Source organism: Paenibacillus sp. B2(2019) (genome assembly GCF_008370385.1).
Lineage (GTDB): Bacteria > Bacillota > Bacilli > Paenibacillales > Paenibacillaceae > Paenibacillus_AQ.
Genome location: NZ_VTZR01000032.1, coordinates 86,769 through 102,601, shown reverse-complemented (window position 1 = coordinate 102,601; position 15,833 = coordinate 86,769). Strand labels below are relative to the sequence as shown.

14 protein-coding genes are annotated in these 15,833 nt (G+C 45.2%); 9 read left to right on the top strand and 5 right to left on the bottom strand.

Annotated elements, in window-relative coordinates; all coding sequences use genetic code 11:
* Positions 1-98: 98 nt before the first annotated feature.
* A complete protein-coding gene (locus tag PAENI_RS30610; protein WP_149647860.1) occupies positions 99-1,376 on the top strand; it encodes an AraC family transcriptional regulator in 1,278 nt (425 codons plus the stop codon).
* 33 nt (positions 1,377-1,409) lie between these two features.
* Here PAENI_RS30610 and PAENI_RS30605 read toward each other — a convergent pair whose 3' ends face one another.
* Together PAENI_RS30605 and PAENI_RS30600 are read right to left on the bottom strand one after the other, a co-directional pair.
* Entirely contained in the window at positions 1,410-2,570 is a 1,161-nt protein-coding gene (locus tag PAENI_RS30605; RefSeq protein WP_149647859.1) for a serine hydrolase domain-containing protein, read from the bottom strand.
* Positions 2,571-2,759: 189 nt separating this feature from the next.
* The gene (locus PAENI_RS30600) at positions 2,760-3,593 is read right to left on the bottom strand and encodes a metallophosphoesterase family protein (RefSeq protein ID WP_149647858.1); all 834 of its coding nucleotides are present in this window, start codon (positions 3,591-3,593) and stop codon (positions 2,760-2,762) included.
* 228 nt (positions 3,594-3,821) lie between these two features.
* On the opposite strand from PAENI_RS30600, the gene PAENI_RS30595 reads away from it, so the two are divergent.
* The 4 genes from PAENI_RS30595 (at position 3,822) to PAENI_RS30580 (ending at position 8,615) form a co-directional block, all read left to right on the top strand.
* Positions 3,822-5,474: a helix-turn-helix domain-containing protein gene (locus PAENI_RS30595; RefSeq protein WP_149647857.1), complete on the top strand. Its 1,653-nt coding sequence runs from the start codon at positions 3,822-3,824 to the stop codon at positions 5,472-5,474.
* A 176-nt stretch (positions 5,475-5,650) separates the two neighbouring features.
* Positions 5,651-6,598: an iron-hydroxamate ABC transporter substrate-binding protein gene (locus PAENI_RS30590; protein WP_149647856.1), complete on the top strand. Its 948-nt coding sequence runs from the start codon at positions 5,651-5,653 to the stop codon at positions 6,596-6,598.
* A gap of 5 nt (positions 6,599-6,603) precedes the next feature.
* Positions 6,604-7,611: a FecCD family ABC transporter permease gene (locus PAENI_RS30585; protein WP_149647855.1), complete on the top strand. Its 1,008-nt coding sequence runs from the start codon at positions 6,604-6,606 to the stop codon at positions 7,609-7,611.
* Positions 7,608-8,615: a FecCD family ABC transporter permease gene (locus PAENI_RS30580; RefSeq protein ID WP_149647854.1), complete on the top strand. Its 1,008-nt coding sequence runs from the start codon at positions 7,608-7,610 to the stop codon at positions 8,613-8,615. The genes PAENI_RS30585 and PAENI_RS30580 overlap by 4 nt, the downstream gene beginning before the upstream one ends.
* Before the next feature lie 282 nt (positions 8,616-8,897).
* Here PAENI_RS30580 and PAENI_RS30575 read toward each other — a convergent pair whose 3' ends face one another.
* Together PAENI_RS30575 and PAENI_RS30570 are read right to left on the bottom strand one after the other, a co-directional pair.
* Positions 8,898-9,596, bottom strand: a complete 699-nt coding sequence (locus PAENI_RS30575) for an SDR family oxidoreductase (RefSeq protein ID WP_149647853.1) — start codon at positions 9,594-9,596, stop codon at positions 8,898-8,900.
* Positions 9,597-9,598: 2 nt separating this feature from the next.
* Complete coding sequence (locus PAENI_RS30570; protein WP_149647852.1) at positions 9,599-10,066, bottom strand: VOC family protein; 468 nt, start codon at positions 10,064-10,066, stop codon at positions 9,599-9,601.
* A 174-nt stretch (positions 10,067-10,240) separates the two neighbouring features.
* Between PAENI_RS30570 and PAENI_RS30565 the strand changes: the two genes are divergently transcribed.
* Genes PAENI_RS30565 through PAENI_RS30555 form a run of 3 tightly spaced genes read left to right on the top strand, consistent with a single transcriptional unit; the run spans position 10,241 to position 13,265 of the window.
* Entirely contained in the window at positions 10,241-11,122 is an 882-nt protein-coding gene (locus PAENI_RS30565; RefSeq protein WP_149647851.1) for a carbohydrate ABC transporter permease, read from the top strand.
* The gene (locus PAENI_RS30560) at positions 11,122-11,961 is read left to right on the top strand and encodes a carbohydrate ABC transporter permease (protein WP_076298168.1); all 840 of its coding nucleotides are present in this window, start codon (positions 11,122-11,124) and stop codon (positions 11,959-11,961) included. The genes PAENI_RS30565 and PAENI_RS30560 overlap by 1 nt, the downstream gene beginning before the upstream one ends.
* Before the next feature lie 38 nt (positions 11,962-11,999).
* Positions 12,000-13,265, top strand: a complete 1,266-nt coding sequence (locus PAENI_RS30555) for an ABC transporter substrate-binding protein (protein ID WP_262495790.1) — start codon at positions 12,000-12,002, stop codon at positions 13,263-13,265.
* Between the two features lie 69 nt (positions 13,266-13,334).
* Here PAENI_RS30555 and PAENI_RS30550 read toward each other — a convergent pair whose 3' ends face one another.
* On the bottom strand, positions 13,335-13,916 hold the full coding sequence (locus PAENI_RS30550) for a TetR/AcrR family transcriptional regulator (protein WP_149647849.1): 582 nt from the start codon (positions 13,914-13,916) through the stop codon (positions 13,335-13,337).
* 294 nt (positions 13,917-14,210) lie between these two features.
* Between PAENI_RS30550 and PAENI_RS30545 the strand changes: the two genes are divergently transcribed.
* Positions 14,211-15,653 carry a DHA2 family efflux MFS transporter permease subunit gene (locus PAENI_RS30545; protein ID WP_262495804.1) on the top strand — a complete coding sequence of 481 codons (1,443 nt, stop codon included), beginning with the start codon at positions 14,211-14,213 and terminating at the stop codon, positions 15,651-15,653.
* Positions 15,654-15,833: the final 180 nt, after the last annotated feature.

The window sequence follows — 15,833 nt, the reverse complement described above, 5'->3', positions numbered from 1 at the left end:
CTGAATGTATACTATCCCCATTTTAATCTACTTCATGTTAGATTTATGGCATTATCATTGTATTTTTGGTATTCTGGTTGGGCGAGGAGGTTGAAAGAATGTTGAATCATTTGGATGGTCATGAAGGAGCTCAATATATTTGTAAAGTGTTGTATGAATCGCTGCAGATTCCTGTGTTTCTGCTAGACGCCAATCGGAGAATCGAGCTAGCGCTGCCTTCCTCTTCAGAGAGCGCCCCGTGGGTTCATAACCTCAATGAGCTTCTTTCAGGAATTGCAGACTCTACTAAAAGCGAGAACAACTCTAACCACGATAGCTCAAATGCCTCTATACCGATCATTCGCACCACTAACTTCCTAGAGAATTACATCCTTCTCCATCTGCCCTCAGGCAGCAGTAACGGGGGAAGCATTGTGATCGGTCCTACACTTTATACTCACCTTTCAGAGGACAATATGACAAGTCTGATGCGTGACCATGAAGTTCCATTAAAGCTTCAAGAGCAATGGATGAAATACTACCGCAGCTTGACCGTGCTAAATAAAATGAGACTCTACCATACCGCTATGCTGATGTACTCGCTCGTCACCGGAAAGACGTTATCCCTTAGCGAACTGCTACTGGACGCCCGAACTCTTGAACATAAACAGCCTCCCGCAGGCAGTTTGGACTTGGACGTTTCCTACCGACGTGAGAATACATGGCTACACCACGAACCCATGCTGGAAAAATCCTTATTTCACCATATCAAAAATGGAAATAAGGCTGAGCTACTTCGTGTCCAAGCAACCTTCTCTGAAGACAATTACGGAGTACTCTCCAAGAAGAGCCATTTACGCAACAAAAAAAATCTGGCGATCTCCTGTATTACGCTCGCTACACGAGCTGCTATTGATGGAGGGCTGTATTGGGAGATTTCTTATACCCTCAGCGACTTTCATATCCAGCATATCGAAGAACTAAAGGATGTTCCGGCTGTAGATCATGCTATTCTTAATGCGCTTTGCGATTTCGCCGACCATGTCAAAGAGAGCCGGATGGCGAAACTTTCGCGCACCGTGGCCCTCTGTCAGAACTATATTTTTAATCACTTATATGAGGAACTCTCCTTAGATAAGCTGGCTGAAGTCGCTGGATTGAACAGAAGCTATCTCTCCCTATTATTTAAGAAGGAAACAGGATTCACGATCAGTGATTTTATTCAATTCGAGCGGATTGTAGAAGCCAAACGATTAATCGAATTACCGGGCATTAGCTTATCTGATATCGCTACGAGGCTACATTTCAATGACCAGAGCTATTTTACCAAAGTGTTTAAGAAATATACCGGCACCACCCCTAAACAATTCAGAAGAAACTGGGAAAGCACGCTTTAAGCATAGATGACACGACAAAAACTAAAAAGAGGATTAAAGATCAGTGATGGCTGCCAGAACAGTATTATTGAAGTAATCCACATACATATTTTTAAATGGCTTCTGGTGATCTAGCTCTACGGATAAATGCACCGTAACTGTCTGATAAATCGGATCAACGCAGAGGAATGGACCTGCCGCGCCCCAGTGTGAATAGGCTTCTGGAGAGAACAAATCTCCACCGTCACGCTTCGAGCCGTTAATCGCCCATCCGTACCCCCAATATGCTTCTGGAAAAACCTCGTCTCTATATTGTGAGGATACGCCTGGAATTTGATTGCGGGTCATTTCTTTTACGGTTACCGGACTAAGGAATCGTACTCCGTTATATATCCCACCGTTAAGAAACATCTGGCCAAAGACAGCCAAATCCATAGCCGTGGAGTAAGCGCCGCCCCCCGCAGATACGGAATTCAAATTATACTCGCTGTCCACCCATTCCGCGCACGCTGCTTCTGGTGCACGTCTTACTACTTTGTCCCGCACGTCCATGGGTACACGATAATATGTATTTTCCATACCAAGCGGTTTAAAAATGGTTTCCTTTACGAATACATCATAAGCCTGTCCGCTAACGCGCCGGATGATTTCACCCAACAGCTCATAGCCATACCCGCAATAAGACATGACCGTACCAGGTTCGTTACTAAGCGGTGCATCATAACCGCCATATAAGTACTTATGCTGATCTGGATCTTGATTAGGTTCGTGTGGAGGGTACTCTCCTTCTTCCTTTTTCAACTGTCCGTTCTGCCAAATCACCTCACCCTCCAGGCCAGAGGTATGTGTCAATAAGTGATGTACGCATACCTTAGTTTTGCCTTCACCTGTAAATTCGGGGATGTAATCGGAAACTGGTCTGTTTAGACCAATCCTCCCTTTTTCCATTAACATCATTATAGCGGTTGCCGTAAACAATTTTGTTATGGAACACAGTGGATAAATAGCATCTACAGTTAATTCCGCTGCGCCTGGATCTGGACCGAATTTCCCGTTCGCTTGATGGACCAGTAGCGTCCCCTTTCTCGCAGCAACAATAACTTGTGCCGGTGTGATGTTGTCTTCAACCATTTGTGCAGCTGCTATACGTATACGCTCTACACCGTAAGCCGACACACCCGCCTGTTCTAAAGAATGAAATAATAGTTCTTTCATGGGTAGCCCTCCTAAATAAATTTATTCAATACATATATAAACTATTATACAAATATGTTAAATAATCCTGCTTACTTACTATTTACCTGTGACTCCATGGTTAATGGGCTATTCTTAATAAAAGAAAAACGCTAATCTCGGTTATCTCCCGAAAATTAACGTTTTATTTTAACCCCATCCACTTCTTCACTAAGTGACCGCTACCTTAAAAGCATCGACATTCAATGCCGTACCATTGATGGTTAATGTGGCGTTGTAATAACCGCGATCACCACTCGGCTTACATTTATAATCACCCGAACATCCGCACACAAAGAATTTTGTATTTGTATAACCTGGATATATATTAGTAAGCTTTCGATAAAACAAATGTCCATGATGTGTGAAAATAGCTAGCACTTTATCCCTCACTTTCGTAGGAATAGCTGCAAAAAACTTAGCAGTCTCCGCCACGCTTAATACATGGCTAGGATCGACCGTGATCCCGCTCACTTTTAAAGGCCAATGAAAATCAATAATATAAAAATGCTGATCATCTAAATTTTTCAATATATTTATACTTCCCGGAGTGAACAGACCCAGAGCACAATTAAGCCACACGTACTTCACCTTACCCTGTGTCCCAGGGAAATTCATTTGCCCTTCTACTGCACCTAAATATTGCGTGAATAAGGACTGGGTGCTTGCCTCCCAATTTCCTATCGATGCTTTATAGGGGATACTTCCGAGCGCGCTAGTTACTGTATCCTTGAAGTCCTTGTAATAGGCATTTGCATTATTTCCATGATTCCCTCCCGCTTGCGTGTTATCTCCTCCAAAAATAACAAACCTCTTATTCCCGCTCCCTACAGCCTTTGGCAAAAGATTTCTAAAAATGCTTGCGCTATTCCCATATCCCACATGGCTATCCCCAATTACCGCGAAGTTGATAGTCTGAGCTGCTGCTTTAGGATTCAGATTTCGTTTGGGCTTAGGTCTGGAGAGAAGCTCTCGCTTCTTAGTGGAGGCTATCTGCTTTTTCATCTTAATCACCTCTTTATAATGGATAAAGAATACCTGGTAGTATGTATATTCGATCCAATATGCGTTCTCTTGGACAGACGAATCTTTTAAAAAGAATATATAGGGCAAATAATTAACAGGCTTATCTAAAAAGGTAAGATGTTATAATTAGTTCCACAGACGTCAATAATACAGTTCAATCCATAGCTTTATAGTTTGAAAATATATTCAAGTAACGGAGGCCTTATTTTGAATAACGTTATCCCGGAATGGGCCGAATCTCATTTTCCTTTATATAGCGCTGGCAGCATTCAATCGATGTATGGGACCTCAAATCTACCAAGAGTTCAGATTCATGAGAATCTAACCGTATTACTGGCCGTTGCCGCTGGTAAAGGGAGCCTTGAGGTTAATAATCTGATTTATGAGCTTACGGAAGGAAGCGTACTCCTTCTCCCCGCTAATACGCATGCCTCTTTAATTACAAATCTCCAACAGCCGCTTCATGCCTATAAGCTCACCATCTGGATTCAAGAGCAGACTCAGGCTATACCTGGCGGTGCGATGATACGGAAAAGCGAAATGGCTTCGAGTTCAAATATACTGTTGTTTCCTTATGAGCCTACCATTGTATCCAGTATCAAGGAATTGTATCTTCACCGACTGCCAGATCGAGAAACACGCCATGTACAGAATCAAATGCTCTTTCATCAGATTATTCTACAATTGCTCGAACAGCAGGAAGCCAGATATACAGTTAACGAGCAACCATCGATGGAACGGAGCATTTCTTACCTGGAGAATCACTTTAGCGAAAAAATAACACGTGAGCACTTAGCCGCCATTGCGGGTGTAAGCAGCTCGCATTATTCAACGCTGTTCAAGCAGGTGACAGGCTTCAGCCAGAGCGAATATCTTTCGCGGCTACGGGTTCATAGTGCCAAGGAGCTTTTGCTTAACGGTTCAGGCACACTTAGGGAAATTGCGCTAAAGGTAGGCTACAAGGATGAATTTTATCTCAGTCGTCGTTTTAAGCTGCAGACAGGCGCATCTCCGTCTGGTTACAGCCGAAGCTCTTTCCAGCGAGTTGCCGTAATGCTCACCCCTTATGCAAGCCATTTGCTGTTACTTGGCTTAGAACCTGCGGTTACCATCTCTGAAAGTAGTGAATATTTGAATCTTTCGGATCAGGAGCCACCGCAGTCGATGAAGTTTATCAATACAAACAGCTCGGCTGAACAGATCAGATCGCTATTACTTGATGCCAACGTTGAATTGATTATTGCGGCCAAAGAACATCTGGAGGAATACGGATTGAAGGCCGGGCAGCTGCGAGCTGTAGCACCTATTATGGAGATCTCTTGGAACGAAATCGGCTGGAAAGATCAGCTACGCCTAATCGGCCGAGCCATTCAGCGGAGTGAACGGGCGGAGCAGTGGCTGAAGGATTTTGAACAAGAAGAGCTAGAAGCCCGTGAAATAGTACAGCACAGCACAGTCGCTAATGATATCATCACCATTCTGGTAATCAAGCCTGAGGAGCTACTCGTTTACGGAGCAAGGAATGTAGGTTATGTGATGTACCAATCCCTTGGACTTAGAGCACCGACCTTGATTGACAACGAGATAAAAAGATTGGGAGATCAGTTCCATTCGATTTCGATCGGGGTTTCAGATCTTGCAGATTATGCAGGAGACCGAATTTTAGTCATTGTATTTCCCGATGCCAAAGGCTCTACTGCGCATACTGAAGCGATCTTTCAATCCCCTTATTGGAACCAGCTTCCCGCAGTGCAGCAGAAGAAAGTCCATATTCTTGATCTGGATGATTGGGTGCCTTATAACCCGGCTTCGATTCGCTTACAACTAGGACGAGCGGTAGCTTTATTCGGAGGCAAATAATAGTCCAAGTCTTTTTTCCAACAAAAAGGCATGGTTAGGCACATAAGTGATCCCTATAATGATTACAAATGCGAATGATTCTCATAATCACTCTAAGGCATAGGCTGAAGATTGATTTACACTGTTTGAATTGTTCAAAGTAACACTGTCATACAAAAAAAGGGGAGAATTATTTAATGAGAAAGATATTTATTCCGTTTGTACTTATTATGGGGATTGCACTTAGTGCTTGTGGGGGAAATCAGGCGAAGAATGATGCTAGTCCTACAAACAGCCCATCTTCTACTCCTGCTGCGGAGTCAGAAAGTGCGACTTTTACTTATCAATCCGAAGATGGACCTGTTGAGGTTCCAACACATCCTCAGCGTGTTGTTGTACTCACCCGTTTTTTAACAGGTAATGTCATGGCACTGGGTGTACCTGTTGTGGGCGTAGATGAAATGTCCAAAACTAACCCACGCTTTGAAGAGCAACTAAAAGACGTAGAAGCGGTTAGCGATGAAAGTCTGGAGAAAATCATTGAACTGCAGCCGGATCTGATCATTGGGCTCTCCGATATTAAAAATATCGATAAATTCAAGCAAATCGCACCAACCGTTACTTATACTTATAATAAAGTGGATTACTTAACCCAACAGCTGGAAGTCGGCAAATTGATGAACAAAGAAAAAGAAGCTCAAGCTTGGGTCGATGATTTTAGTCCCCGCACCAAAAAAGCGGGTGAAGAAATCAGAGCGAAGATCGGTGATAATGCAACTGTCTCTGTTATTGAGACCTTTAATAAGCAATTGTATGTATACGGGTATAACTTTGGCCGCGGAACTGAACTCCTCTATGGGGACTTCAAGCTTGGCATGCCAGAAACAGTAAAAGAAAGCACCAAAACGGATGGATTCTTTGCTGTCTCGACAGAAGTGCTGAAGGATTATCTGGGCGATTACGTTATTTTCAGTAAAAATGCGGATGAAGATAATTCCTTCCAGAATACAGAAATCTACAAGAGCATCCCTGCCGTCAAAAACAATCGTGTTTTCGAGGCTGATGCAAAAGCATTCTATTTTAACGATCCGCTTAGCCTTGAGTACCAGTTGGAATTCTTTGAACAACAATTTCTTGGAAAATAAAGATAATGACTACGAAGCAAACTTCCATTCCATTTTTATATAAGCTGCTTGGTAGCGTGCTGGTAATGGTTATATGCCTCGTGATTGCTATGCTATTCGGGGCTAAAGAAACCACTTTCAATGATCTGTGGCTTGCCATCACCTCAAATTCAAAGGCAGACAATGTCCTTATTCTGCGTGAGATCCGGCTGCCTCGCGAACTCGCCGCCATGCTGATCGGTGCTGCCTTTGCCGTATCCGGTGCTATCATGCAGGGGGTTACACGCAATCCATTAGCCGACCCAGGCCTGCTCGGTCTGACCTCGGGCGCGAATATGGCGCTGGCTCTTACGTTTGTATTTCTGCCGGGACTGAATTATTTTGGTACCATGATCGCTTGTTTTTTTGGCGCTGCCCTAGGAGCCGTGCTAGTACTTGTTCTAGGTTCTGTGCGCCAAGGTGGCTTCTCTCCGATTCGAATCGTACTCGCCGGTGCAGCGGTATCTGCCTTTCTGTATGCTATCGCAAGTGGTGTAAGCATTGCCTTCAAAATATCCAAGGATGTATCCATGTGGACAGCGGGTGGATTGATCGGCACAACCTGGGGCCAGCTTCAGGCTATCGCACCCGTTATTCTCATCGGCATTGTGGTGGCATTAATATTTTCAAACCAGTTAACCATTCTTAGCTTAAGTGACGAGGTAGCCATCGGATTAGGACAAAATCTTGCTGTGGTTAAAGGGATTCTATTCACTCTTATTATTCTGCTGACTGGAGCATCGGTCGCTCTAATTGGGGATATGGCTTTTGTAGGGCTGATGATTCCGCATATTGTCCGTAAGATTGTCGGTACCGATTACCGGTATATTTTGCCGATATCGATCTTTACGGGTGCATCGTTCATGCTTCTCGCGGATACAATTGGACGGACAATCCATGCACCTTATGAGACGCCAGTGGTCGCCGTCGTAGCTATGCTTGGGCTACCTTTCTTCTTGTTTGTTGTTCGGAAAGGAGGTAAAACACTCTCATGATTTCCTCTGCACCCGTGCGAAAGCAACGTATTATCCTATGTGTATGCACCGGTTTGATTCTGCTAACAGCAATCGTCAGCATGGGAATCGGATACTCTTCCCTATCTTTTGACAGACTGCTTCCGGTTCTGTTCGGGCATGGAACCTTTAAAGAGGACTTTGTATTATTCTCTGTAAGATTGCCGCGGATTCTGATTACACTGCTGGCAGGCATGGCCTTGGCGTTATCCGGTTCCATTCTGCAAAGCGTTACACGAAACGATCTAGCCGACCCCGGTATTATTGGTATCAACTCTGGTGCGGGTGTGGCTGTCGCTGTTTTCTTTCTTTTTTTCCCGGTTAGCGCTGGATCATTCATTTATGCGCTGCCGCTGGTTGCTTTTATAGGGGCATTACTTACGGCAGCGTTAATCTATCTATTATCATATAGTCGGACTAAGGGGCTTGATCCTGTTCGGTTGGTGCTCGTTGGGGTAGGGTTCTCCCTAGCGTTGTCTGGCGTTATGATCGTGATCATTTCGTCCGCGGATCGTGCCAAGGTAGATTTTATTGCAAAATGGATCGCAGGGAATATATGGGGTACAGATTGGCCATTCATTTGGGCTTTACTGCCTTGGTTGATCTTACTAGTTCCCTTTACCCTGTACAAATCACAGCGACTCAACCTGCTCAGCCTAAGTGAAGTCTCTGCCATTGGTGTCGGGCTGAATCTCGAACGTGAACGTATCGTTCTGATTCTCACGGCAGTTGCAGCTTCCGCCTCCGCGGTTTCTGTCACAGGCGGGATCGCCTTCATCGGACTGATGGCCCCACATATTGCCAAATCGCTAGTCGGCCCGCGTAATCAGATGTTTATTCCCGTCGCTGTATTGCTGGGCGGCTGGCTACTTCTGATCGCGGACACCGTTGGCCGCAATCTCGTCGATCCTGACGGCATTCCGGCAGGGATCATGGTGTCGCTAATCGGCGTACCTTATTTCGCTTATTTATTACTTAAGAAATAAGCAGTTGTTTAGACAAAAGAACCTCGGCACAATTACCGAGGTTCTTTCTACTGCCACTCCTATTTATATAGGCTGAATAAAAGATTATAACGAATAGCGAGAAGGATCGGAGGGGAATATTGGAACTGCAGGAGCGCTAGTGACCGTCTTTGTCCCCAGATTTCCACCGCTACGAGCGGTTCAATCAAGAAATCTGGGGACAACAACGGCCGGAAGTCCAATGATTCACCGCAGTGACTACTGAGCTTTTTGTTCGCAAATTTAGTTCAGCCTATATATCACCTAAATCTTCATATCCTTACCCGTATAATCTACAAACATGAAATGACCTTCTGGTGTAGTACGCTTCTCGATCAGGTCAAGGATCCCCTCGGCACTTTGATTTGGATTTGTCGGTGCCTCTGCCCCGCCCATATCGGTTTGCATCCACCCCGGATGCACGCTGAGCACTTGAATCCCACGTTCTTTTACATAGACATGCAGCTGCTGTGTGAACATATTGAGCGCCGCTTTGGAAATGCCATAAGGATAGTCGTTCGGATAAGCATTGGTGATACTTCCTGCTTCCGACGATATATTGATGATCGAGCATTCGGGTTCCGTAAGTAGCGGCAGGAAATGCTTAACCACTCGTATCGGTCCATACAGATTAATATCCATCGTTGTAAGCATATCTTGGAAATCCAACGCTTCAATCGATGTATCCCGAGCGTTGAGTACCGCCGCATTATTAATAATGGCACCGAGGGTCCGACCTTGTTCTTGTAGACTCGCAGCCAGTGCCGCGATTCCTGCCTCGTCCGTCACGTCCAGCGCAGCGATGGTTAGCTTCTCTCCATAGGTTTCAGCAAGCTTCGATAGCGCTGTTTGTTCCTGATCGGGCCGGCGAACCCCAGCAATAACTCCATAGCCCCGCTTCAGCGCTTCGGCCGCCAGTTCATAACCCAGTCCACGTCCAGCACCTGTAATGATAATATTCATAGTTATTCCTCCCCGTTATCCTTATCGTTCTCTAGCAGCTCCACAATTACTTGTAACTCCTTGAAAGTGTCCATATAAGCATAACGCCCCCCGGTATACTCACCCTTTTGCTGGAGTGGGAAGCCTTTGCCTTCTAGCAGCATTATCTTTTCTTTCATTCCTTCAACTACAAAAGCAATATGATGAGGTCCCTCCCCATGCTCATTCAAGTAATCCCGCCACGTACTCGGCTCATGATCCGGTTCAATCAATTCCAGCTGCAAAGAGCCCATATCAAAAAAAGCTAGCTTAGCCCGCGCCTGCGTAGCCACGCCATTATGCCGTGTCTGTGCAACATCTTCTGTATCTGTAACGATAATTTCCGGCTTTTTGAGTCCAAAAAACTCCGCATATGCCGTACTTACCTTCTCCACATCATTCACCAATATTCCAATCTGCGTAACAAAATGATTGCCTAGCAATCCTGACATGCGCATCAACCTCCTATTAGTCTGACAAGTCCACCATACCGATTCTTTGAAAGGGCTGTCAAGCCTGTAATGAAATCATTCTAAGCAGCGATAATTCAATTATGTTTGTTTCGCTTAATCACCAATCCGGTTATAGAATGAAAAGTTTACATTAACCAAAAGGGGTGAGGAACGATGGACCATAGAAAAAGATCACGCCTGATGCAGCAGTTTGTTTTTGTCGGGCCGACTTCCTTGTTTTTCTTTATGATTGTGCTGATTCCTTTCTTTTTAGGACTCTATTATTCTTTTACCAGTTGGAACGGAATCTCGCGTCATGTGGAGTGGACCGGGCTCCGGAACTATCTACATATCTTCACAAAGGACCCTTCCTTTCTTCATTCATTCTGGTTCACAGCGAAGTTCACTTTATTTGGCCTGGTACTGACCAATCTGCTCGGCTTCGCACTCGCTTATGTGCTGACCCGTAAGCTGTTCACGCGCAATGTTCTGAGAACGGTATTTTTTGTCCCTCATGTCATTGGTGGGCTATTGCTCGGGTTCATATGGCAGTTTATTTTTGTCAGAGGATTCTCCTCGATTGGACAGGCTACGGGCTGGTCCTTCTTTAATCTTCCGTGGCTGGGCACCGGAGGGACAGCTTTCTGGGCGATTGTGATCGTATTTGTCTGGCAAAATGCAGGGTACCTAATGGTCATCTACATTTCTGCAATCAACAACGTTCCCAAAAGCCTGATTGAAGCCTCAAAAGTGGATGGTGCCGGACGCTTTCAGGCTTTACGCCATGTCACCATCCCGCTGGTTATGCCAGCTGTAACCGTTTGTCTGTTCCTTTCTATCTCTTGGTCGTTTAAGCTGTTCGACCTTAACCTGTCGCTGACCAAGGGTGGTCCCTTCAAAGCTACCGAATCTGTAGCGTTGAATATTTACAATGAGGCCTATACTATTAGCCGATTCGGGATGGGCTCCGCGAAAGCGATGATTTTCTTCATCATTGTGGCCGCAATCTCCCTGCTACAGGTTAGAGCAACCAAGAAAAGAGAGGTGGAGCTGTAATGGAGACTACCGCCAAGAAATTCAATGTGCCCCTGCTTCTCGTCGAAGTAATTGTAATCCTGCTGGGCCTTCTATTCCTAGTACCGTTTTACTTTCTGCTAGCTAACTCGGTTAAGAGCTATAGTGAGATTCTTTCGGATTCCGCTGCGCTGCCCTCCGTATTCCAGTGGAGCAACTACGCCGAAGCTTGGAAAGCTATCAATTTTCCTCGTGCCTTTATGAACTCTTTTATTATCACGGTGATTAGTAATATTCTGCTAGCGTTCCTCTGCTCTATGTGCGCTTACAAAATGGTCCGCAATAACAGCTTATATAACCGCATACTTTATATTGCTTTAGTGGCCGCTATGGTTATTCCGTTTCAGGCGATCATGATCCCGCTGGTGCAAGTTGTTAGCGGCCTGGGCGTCATGGATTCAACCGCAGGTTTGATTTTAGCGTATCTTGGATTTGGCGCCCCGATGACTGTGTTTCTATTCCATGGCTTCGTCAAATCGGTACCTCTTGATATTGAGGAGGCTTCGAGAGTGGACGGCAACAGTCCTTATGGTACCTTTTTCCGGATTGTGCTTCCGCTCATGCAGCCGATTATTGTCACTGTCATTATTCTGAATACCCTGTGGATCTGGAACGATTACCTGATGCCTTCGCTTATTCTGCAGGACCCGGTGCTTCGCACCATTCCCATTGCCACTTATAGCTTCTTCGGACAATATACGAAGCAATGGGATTTGGCACTTCCGGGACTTGTGCTCGGGATTACGCCCGTGGTCATCTTTTTCCTAGCCATGCAAAAATATATTATTGAAGGCATTGCCCAAGGCTCTGTAAAGGGCTAACGATACATGTTATTTTCAGCCAGAGAGGATGAATGAATATGAGAACCAAACGTGGAATTCTCCTCGCATGCTCCCTGCTGCTGGCTGCTCTGACAGCCGGCTGCGGAGATAACAGCGACAATGCGAATGGAGTTAAAACTGTGCACATCTACCAGTTCAAGGTTGAAATATCTGAAGCGCTAGCTTCGCTTAAGACTGAATTTGAAAAGGAACACCCCGATATTAAGCTGGAGGTGCAAAGCGTGGGTGGCGGGACCGATTATGGCGCCTCCCTACGCGCCAAGTTCTCATCAGGAGATGAACCTGATATCTTCACCATTGGCGGCAACAATGAACGTGATATGTGGATGGAATATCTGGAGGATCTAAGCGGTGAAGCTTGGGCCAAGGATGTAAAGCCCCTAGCAGCAGAACAGATGACCGCAGATGGCAAGCTCTATGGCATGCCGATGAATCTCGAAGGATACGGCTTCATCTATAATAAGGACCTGTTTAAGAAAGCAGGTATCACCGAGAAACCCTTAACTCTAACCGCTCTGCGCGAAGCCTCCGAGAAGTTAAAGGCAGCAGGCATCATACCTTTTGCAAATGGATATCAGGAATGGTTCGTGCTCGGCAATCATAATGTGAACGTAGCTTTCGCCCAGCAGCCAGAACCCGAAGCATTTATCGCCGGGCTTACGGACGGCACCAAAACTTTCGCCGGGGACCCCATTTTCTCCAAATGGATCGACCTGCTGGACCTTACTGTAGAGTATGGCAACAAGAATCCACTCTCGACCGATTATAATACCCAAGTCACAATGGTAGCGAGCGGAGAAGCCGCGATGATGCAGCAGGGCAACTGGACGCAAGGACAGATCGACGGCATCGATCCTAATCTAAATCTGGGTATCCTACCGATGCCCATTGACGACACCCCCGAAGACAATGACAAGCTGTATGTAGGCGTGCCAAGCAATTGGGTGATCAATAAAAACTCCCCCGTTAAGGAGGAAGCCAAGGTCTTCCTGGATTGGCTGGTCACCTCCGAGACCGGGAAAAAGTATATCACTAAGGAATTCCAGTTCATCCCTGCGCTCGACAGCATTAAGGGCACCGAAGAAGATCTTGGAGCGCTGGGCGCCGAGGTGCTGGCTTATACCGATAAGGATCAAGCGCTGACCTGGAACTGGACCCGTCTGCCGAACGGGATGCCGCAGGAATTATCCAGCAGCATCCAAGGGTATCTCGGTGGCAAGCTGACCAAAGAAGGCATGCTGAAGGAATTCCAAGTCAACTGGGATAATCTCAGTGTGCAGTGAGTTACCCGCTCTGTACATCAAAAGCCGCGCAATGATGCGCGGCTTTTTCTTTTGATCGTATTCATTTGATTAGTTGGCACGCAGCATACTAATTTGTCTGGCAAGATACACTGGCGTATAGGGCATGTCATCTCGAAGCCAAGAAATAACCGTGCCAATTAGGGCTGCTGAACCGTACCAAACGGCAATGTCCTTCTGTATGGGCATCTTGGAATGCTCAGCAACCCCCTCCTTTTTCTCCTGGTGTGCAGAGATGATTTCCGCCATCAAGTTGAACAGACGATCTGTAAAAATCGGGCTTCTTTTCGATGTGAGTATCACTTTGTAGAATTTTGCATTTTCCGCAATATGTTTAAGCAGACTCTCTAGTATCCTCAAATTTTCTTCTTCAACCGATTCGTGATGGTTGTCATCGTTGTTGACGACTTGTAAAATGTCCTCCACCATCTCATCCGCCATCTTTTCCAACATATCCGGGAGATCCCGATAATGCAGATAAAAAGTAACACGATTGATTTTAGCCCGCTCTGCAATACGGTTTACTGATATTTTCTCAATATCCATTTCCTCAAGTAATTCAATCACAGCATCTCTAAGCAATTGACGTGTACGAAGTACCCGGGGATCTGTACGTTGCGATGTGTTATTCATTTTACTCTCTCCAATCTTTTACATTCATATCGTAAACTACAATTTTTAAAAAATTGTTGTTTTTCCATGAGAAAACACTACAAATTTAAAATGAATGTAAACTATTTTACATTTTTTCGCAAATCGTTGCTTGATTACATGAAAATTTCATTTATAATCTAATTCATGCATTGTAAACTATACAACACATTGTAAATTTAGTCCATGATCGACGATTTGAGAGGATGGAGTGGAGTGAGTACAAAGACAGAAGTAACAAGCAGTTCCGTAAAAAAGGGACCCATCTTATTCATTATGATTTTGGGCGCTTTTCTTGCGACACTGAATCAGACAGTAATGAGCGTTGCCGTTCCCGAGTTAATGCATGATTTTAATATCTCGGCTGCTACCGCTCAGTGGCTGACAACAGGCTATATGCTGGTTAATGGTGTTCTAATCCCAATTACAGCTTATTTGATGCAACGGTTTACGACACGAGAGCTTTTTCAAGCTTCCATGTTTATATTTTTAGCTGGAACGATCGTCTCGGCTCTCGCAACAAACTTCCCTATTCTACTGACCGGGCGTATGATTCAGGCAGCTGGCGCTGGGATTATCATGCCACTGCTCACAAATGTCATCTTGACCCTGTTCCCTCCTGCAAAGAGAGGGGCTGCCATGGGGATGGTAGGGTTAGCCATTATTTTCGCACCTGCGATTGGACCTACTTTGGCCGGATATATTTTGGAGCATTATTCTTGGGAAACTATGTTCTACGGCATGATTCCTTTGACTGTCATTGTAATCATCTGTGGATTTATTTATTTGAGAAATGTATCGGAACGTGTCTATCCTAAGCTGGATATTGTTGGCGTAGTTCTTTCTACTATCGGTTTTGGCACCTTGCTGTATGGCTTCAGCCGTGCTGCCAGCGCAGGCTGGTCAAGCGCGGAAGTACTGTTGTCTCTTGGATTGGGTGTCCTTTCCCTTGGCTTATTCGCTTGGAAGCAACTAGCTTCCCAAAACCCGCTGCTTGATCTTCGGGCCTTCAAATACAGTATGTTCTCCTTAACGACTGTCATCAGTATCGCAGTTACAATTGTGATGTATGCAGATATGATGCTGCTGCCTCTGTATCTGCAAAATGCCCGTGGCTTTACAGCGATGGAATCCGGCTTACTACTGCTTCCTGGTGCGCTCATTATGGGTTTATTGATGCCGATAACCGGAAAGCTGTTCGACCGGTTCGGGGCAAAGTGGCTCGCTATTATCGGTCTACTGATTACAATAGCAACGACTCTAAGCTTTGTGAATTTAACGGACTCAACCAGTTACATGTATCTGGTATATATGTCAACTGGCCGCCGGATCGGTATGGCTCTACTCCTTATGCCAATACAAACTTTAGGACTAAATCAGTTACCTTCCAAGCTTAGTGCGCACGGTACAGCGATTTCGAACACCATTCGACAAGTGGCTGGCGCCGTAGGGACTTCCCTACTTGTCACTGTAATGACAAGCCGTACTACAACGCATATGAAGGATATGCTTGCCTCGGGCAGCACACAGAACGGAACACAAGAACATATGATTATGGAAGCTTCCATTCAAGGTATCAATGATTCCTATCTAGTTATTGTTGGTATCGGCATTCTTGGGCTGCTGCTCTCTTTCTTCATTAAACGTGTTGGGCAAGCGCCTGATCCGGAGCAAGAACCCGAAGTGAAGCTCAAAAAAATTATTGCTAAAGAAGCTTAATATATAGAAGCAATTAGCACTATAAAAAGCAACTTGCAAAAGAGATCAGCGATGTTAATCATTGCTGATCTCTTTTTAGTCTGACAACTACCCTGCTTATAAGCTCTACCCTGTATCCTGAATATAACCTCCACTCGCTTAAAAAATTGCCCATTGCGCAATTTTGCCCTTTGGGCAATA

Coding starts and splice junctions, on each gene's coding strand:
- PAENI_RS30610 (WP_149647860.1), top strand. CDS start 99: ATGTTGAATCATTTGGATGGTCATGAAGGAGCTCAATATATTTGTAAA.
- PAENI_RS30585 (WP_149647855.1), top strand. CDS start 6,604: ATGACTACGAAGCAAACTTCCATTCCATTTTTATATAAGCTGCTTGGT.
- PAENI_RS30580 (WP_149647854.1), top strand. CDS start 7,608: ATGATTTCCTCTGCACCCGTGCGAAAGCAACGTATTATCCTATGTGTA.
- PAENI_RS30555 (WP_262495790.1), top strand. CDS start 12,000: ATGAGAACCAAACGTGGAATTCTCCTCGCATGCTCCCTGCTGCTGGCT.
- PAENI_RS30560 (WP_076298168.1), top strand. CDS start 11,122: ATGGAGACTACCGCCAAGAAATTCAATGTGCCCCTGCTTCTCGTCGAA.
- PAENI_RS30600 (WP_149647858.1), bottom strand. CDS start 3,593: ATGAAAAAGCAGATAGCCTCCACTAAGAAGCGAGAGCTTCTCTCCAGA.
- PAENI_RS30565 (WP_149647851.1), top strand. CDS start 10,241: ATGGACCATAGAAAAAGATCACGCCTGATGCAGCAGTTTGTTTTTGTC.
- PAENI_RS30545 (WP_262495804.1), top strand. CDS start 14,211: ATGATTTTGGGCGCTTTTCTTGCGACACTGAATCAGACAGTAATGAGC.
- PAENI_RS30575 (WP_149647853.1), bottom strand. CDS start 9,596: ATGAATATTATCATTACAGGTGCTGGACGTGGACTGGGTTATGAACTG.
- PAENI_RS30605 (WP_149647859.1), bottom strand. CDS start 2,570: ATGAAAGAACTATTATTTCATTCTTTAGAACAGGCGGGTGTGTCGGCT.
- PAENI_RS30550 (WP_149647849.1), bottom strand. CDS start 13,916: ATGAATAACACATCGCAACGTACAGATCCCCGGGTACTTCGTACACGT.
- PAENI_RS30590 (WP_149647856.1), top strand. CDS start 5,651: ATGAGAAAGATATTTATTCCGTTTGTACTTATTATGGGGATTGCACTT.
- PAENI_RS30570 (WP_149647852.1), bottom strand. CDS start 10,066: ATGTCAGGATTGCTAGGCAATCATTTTGTTACGCAGATTGGAATATTG.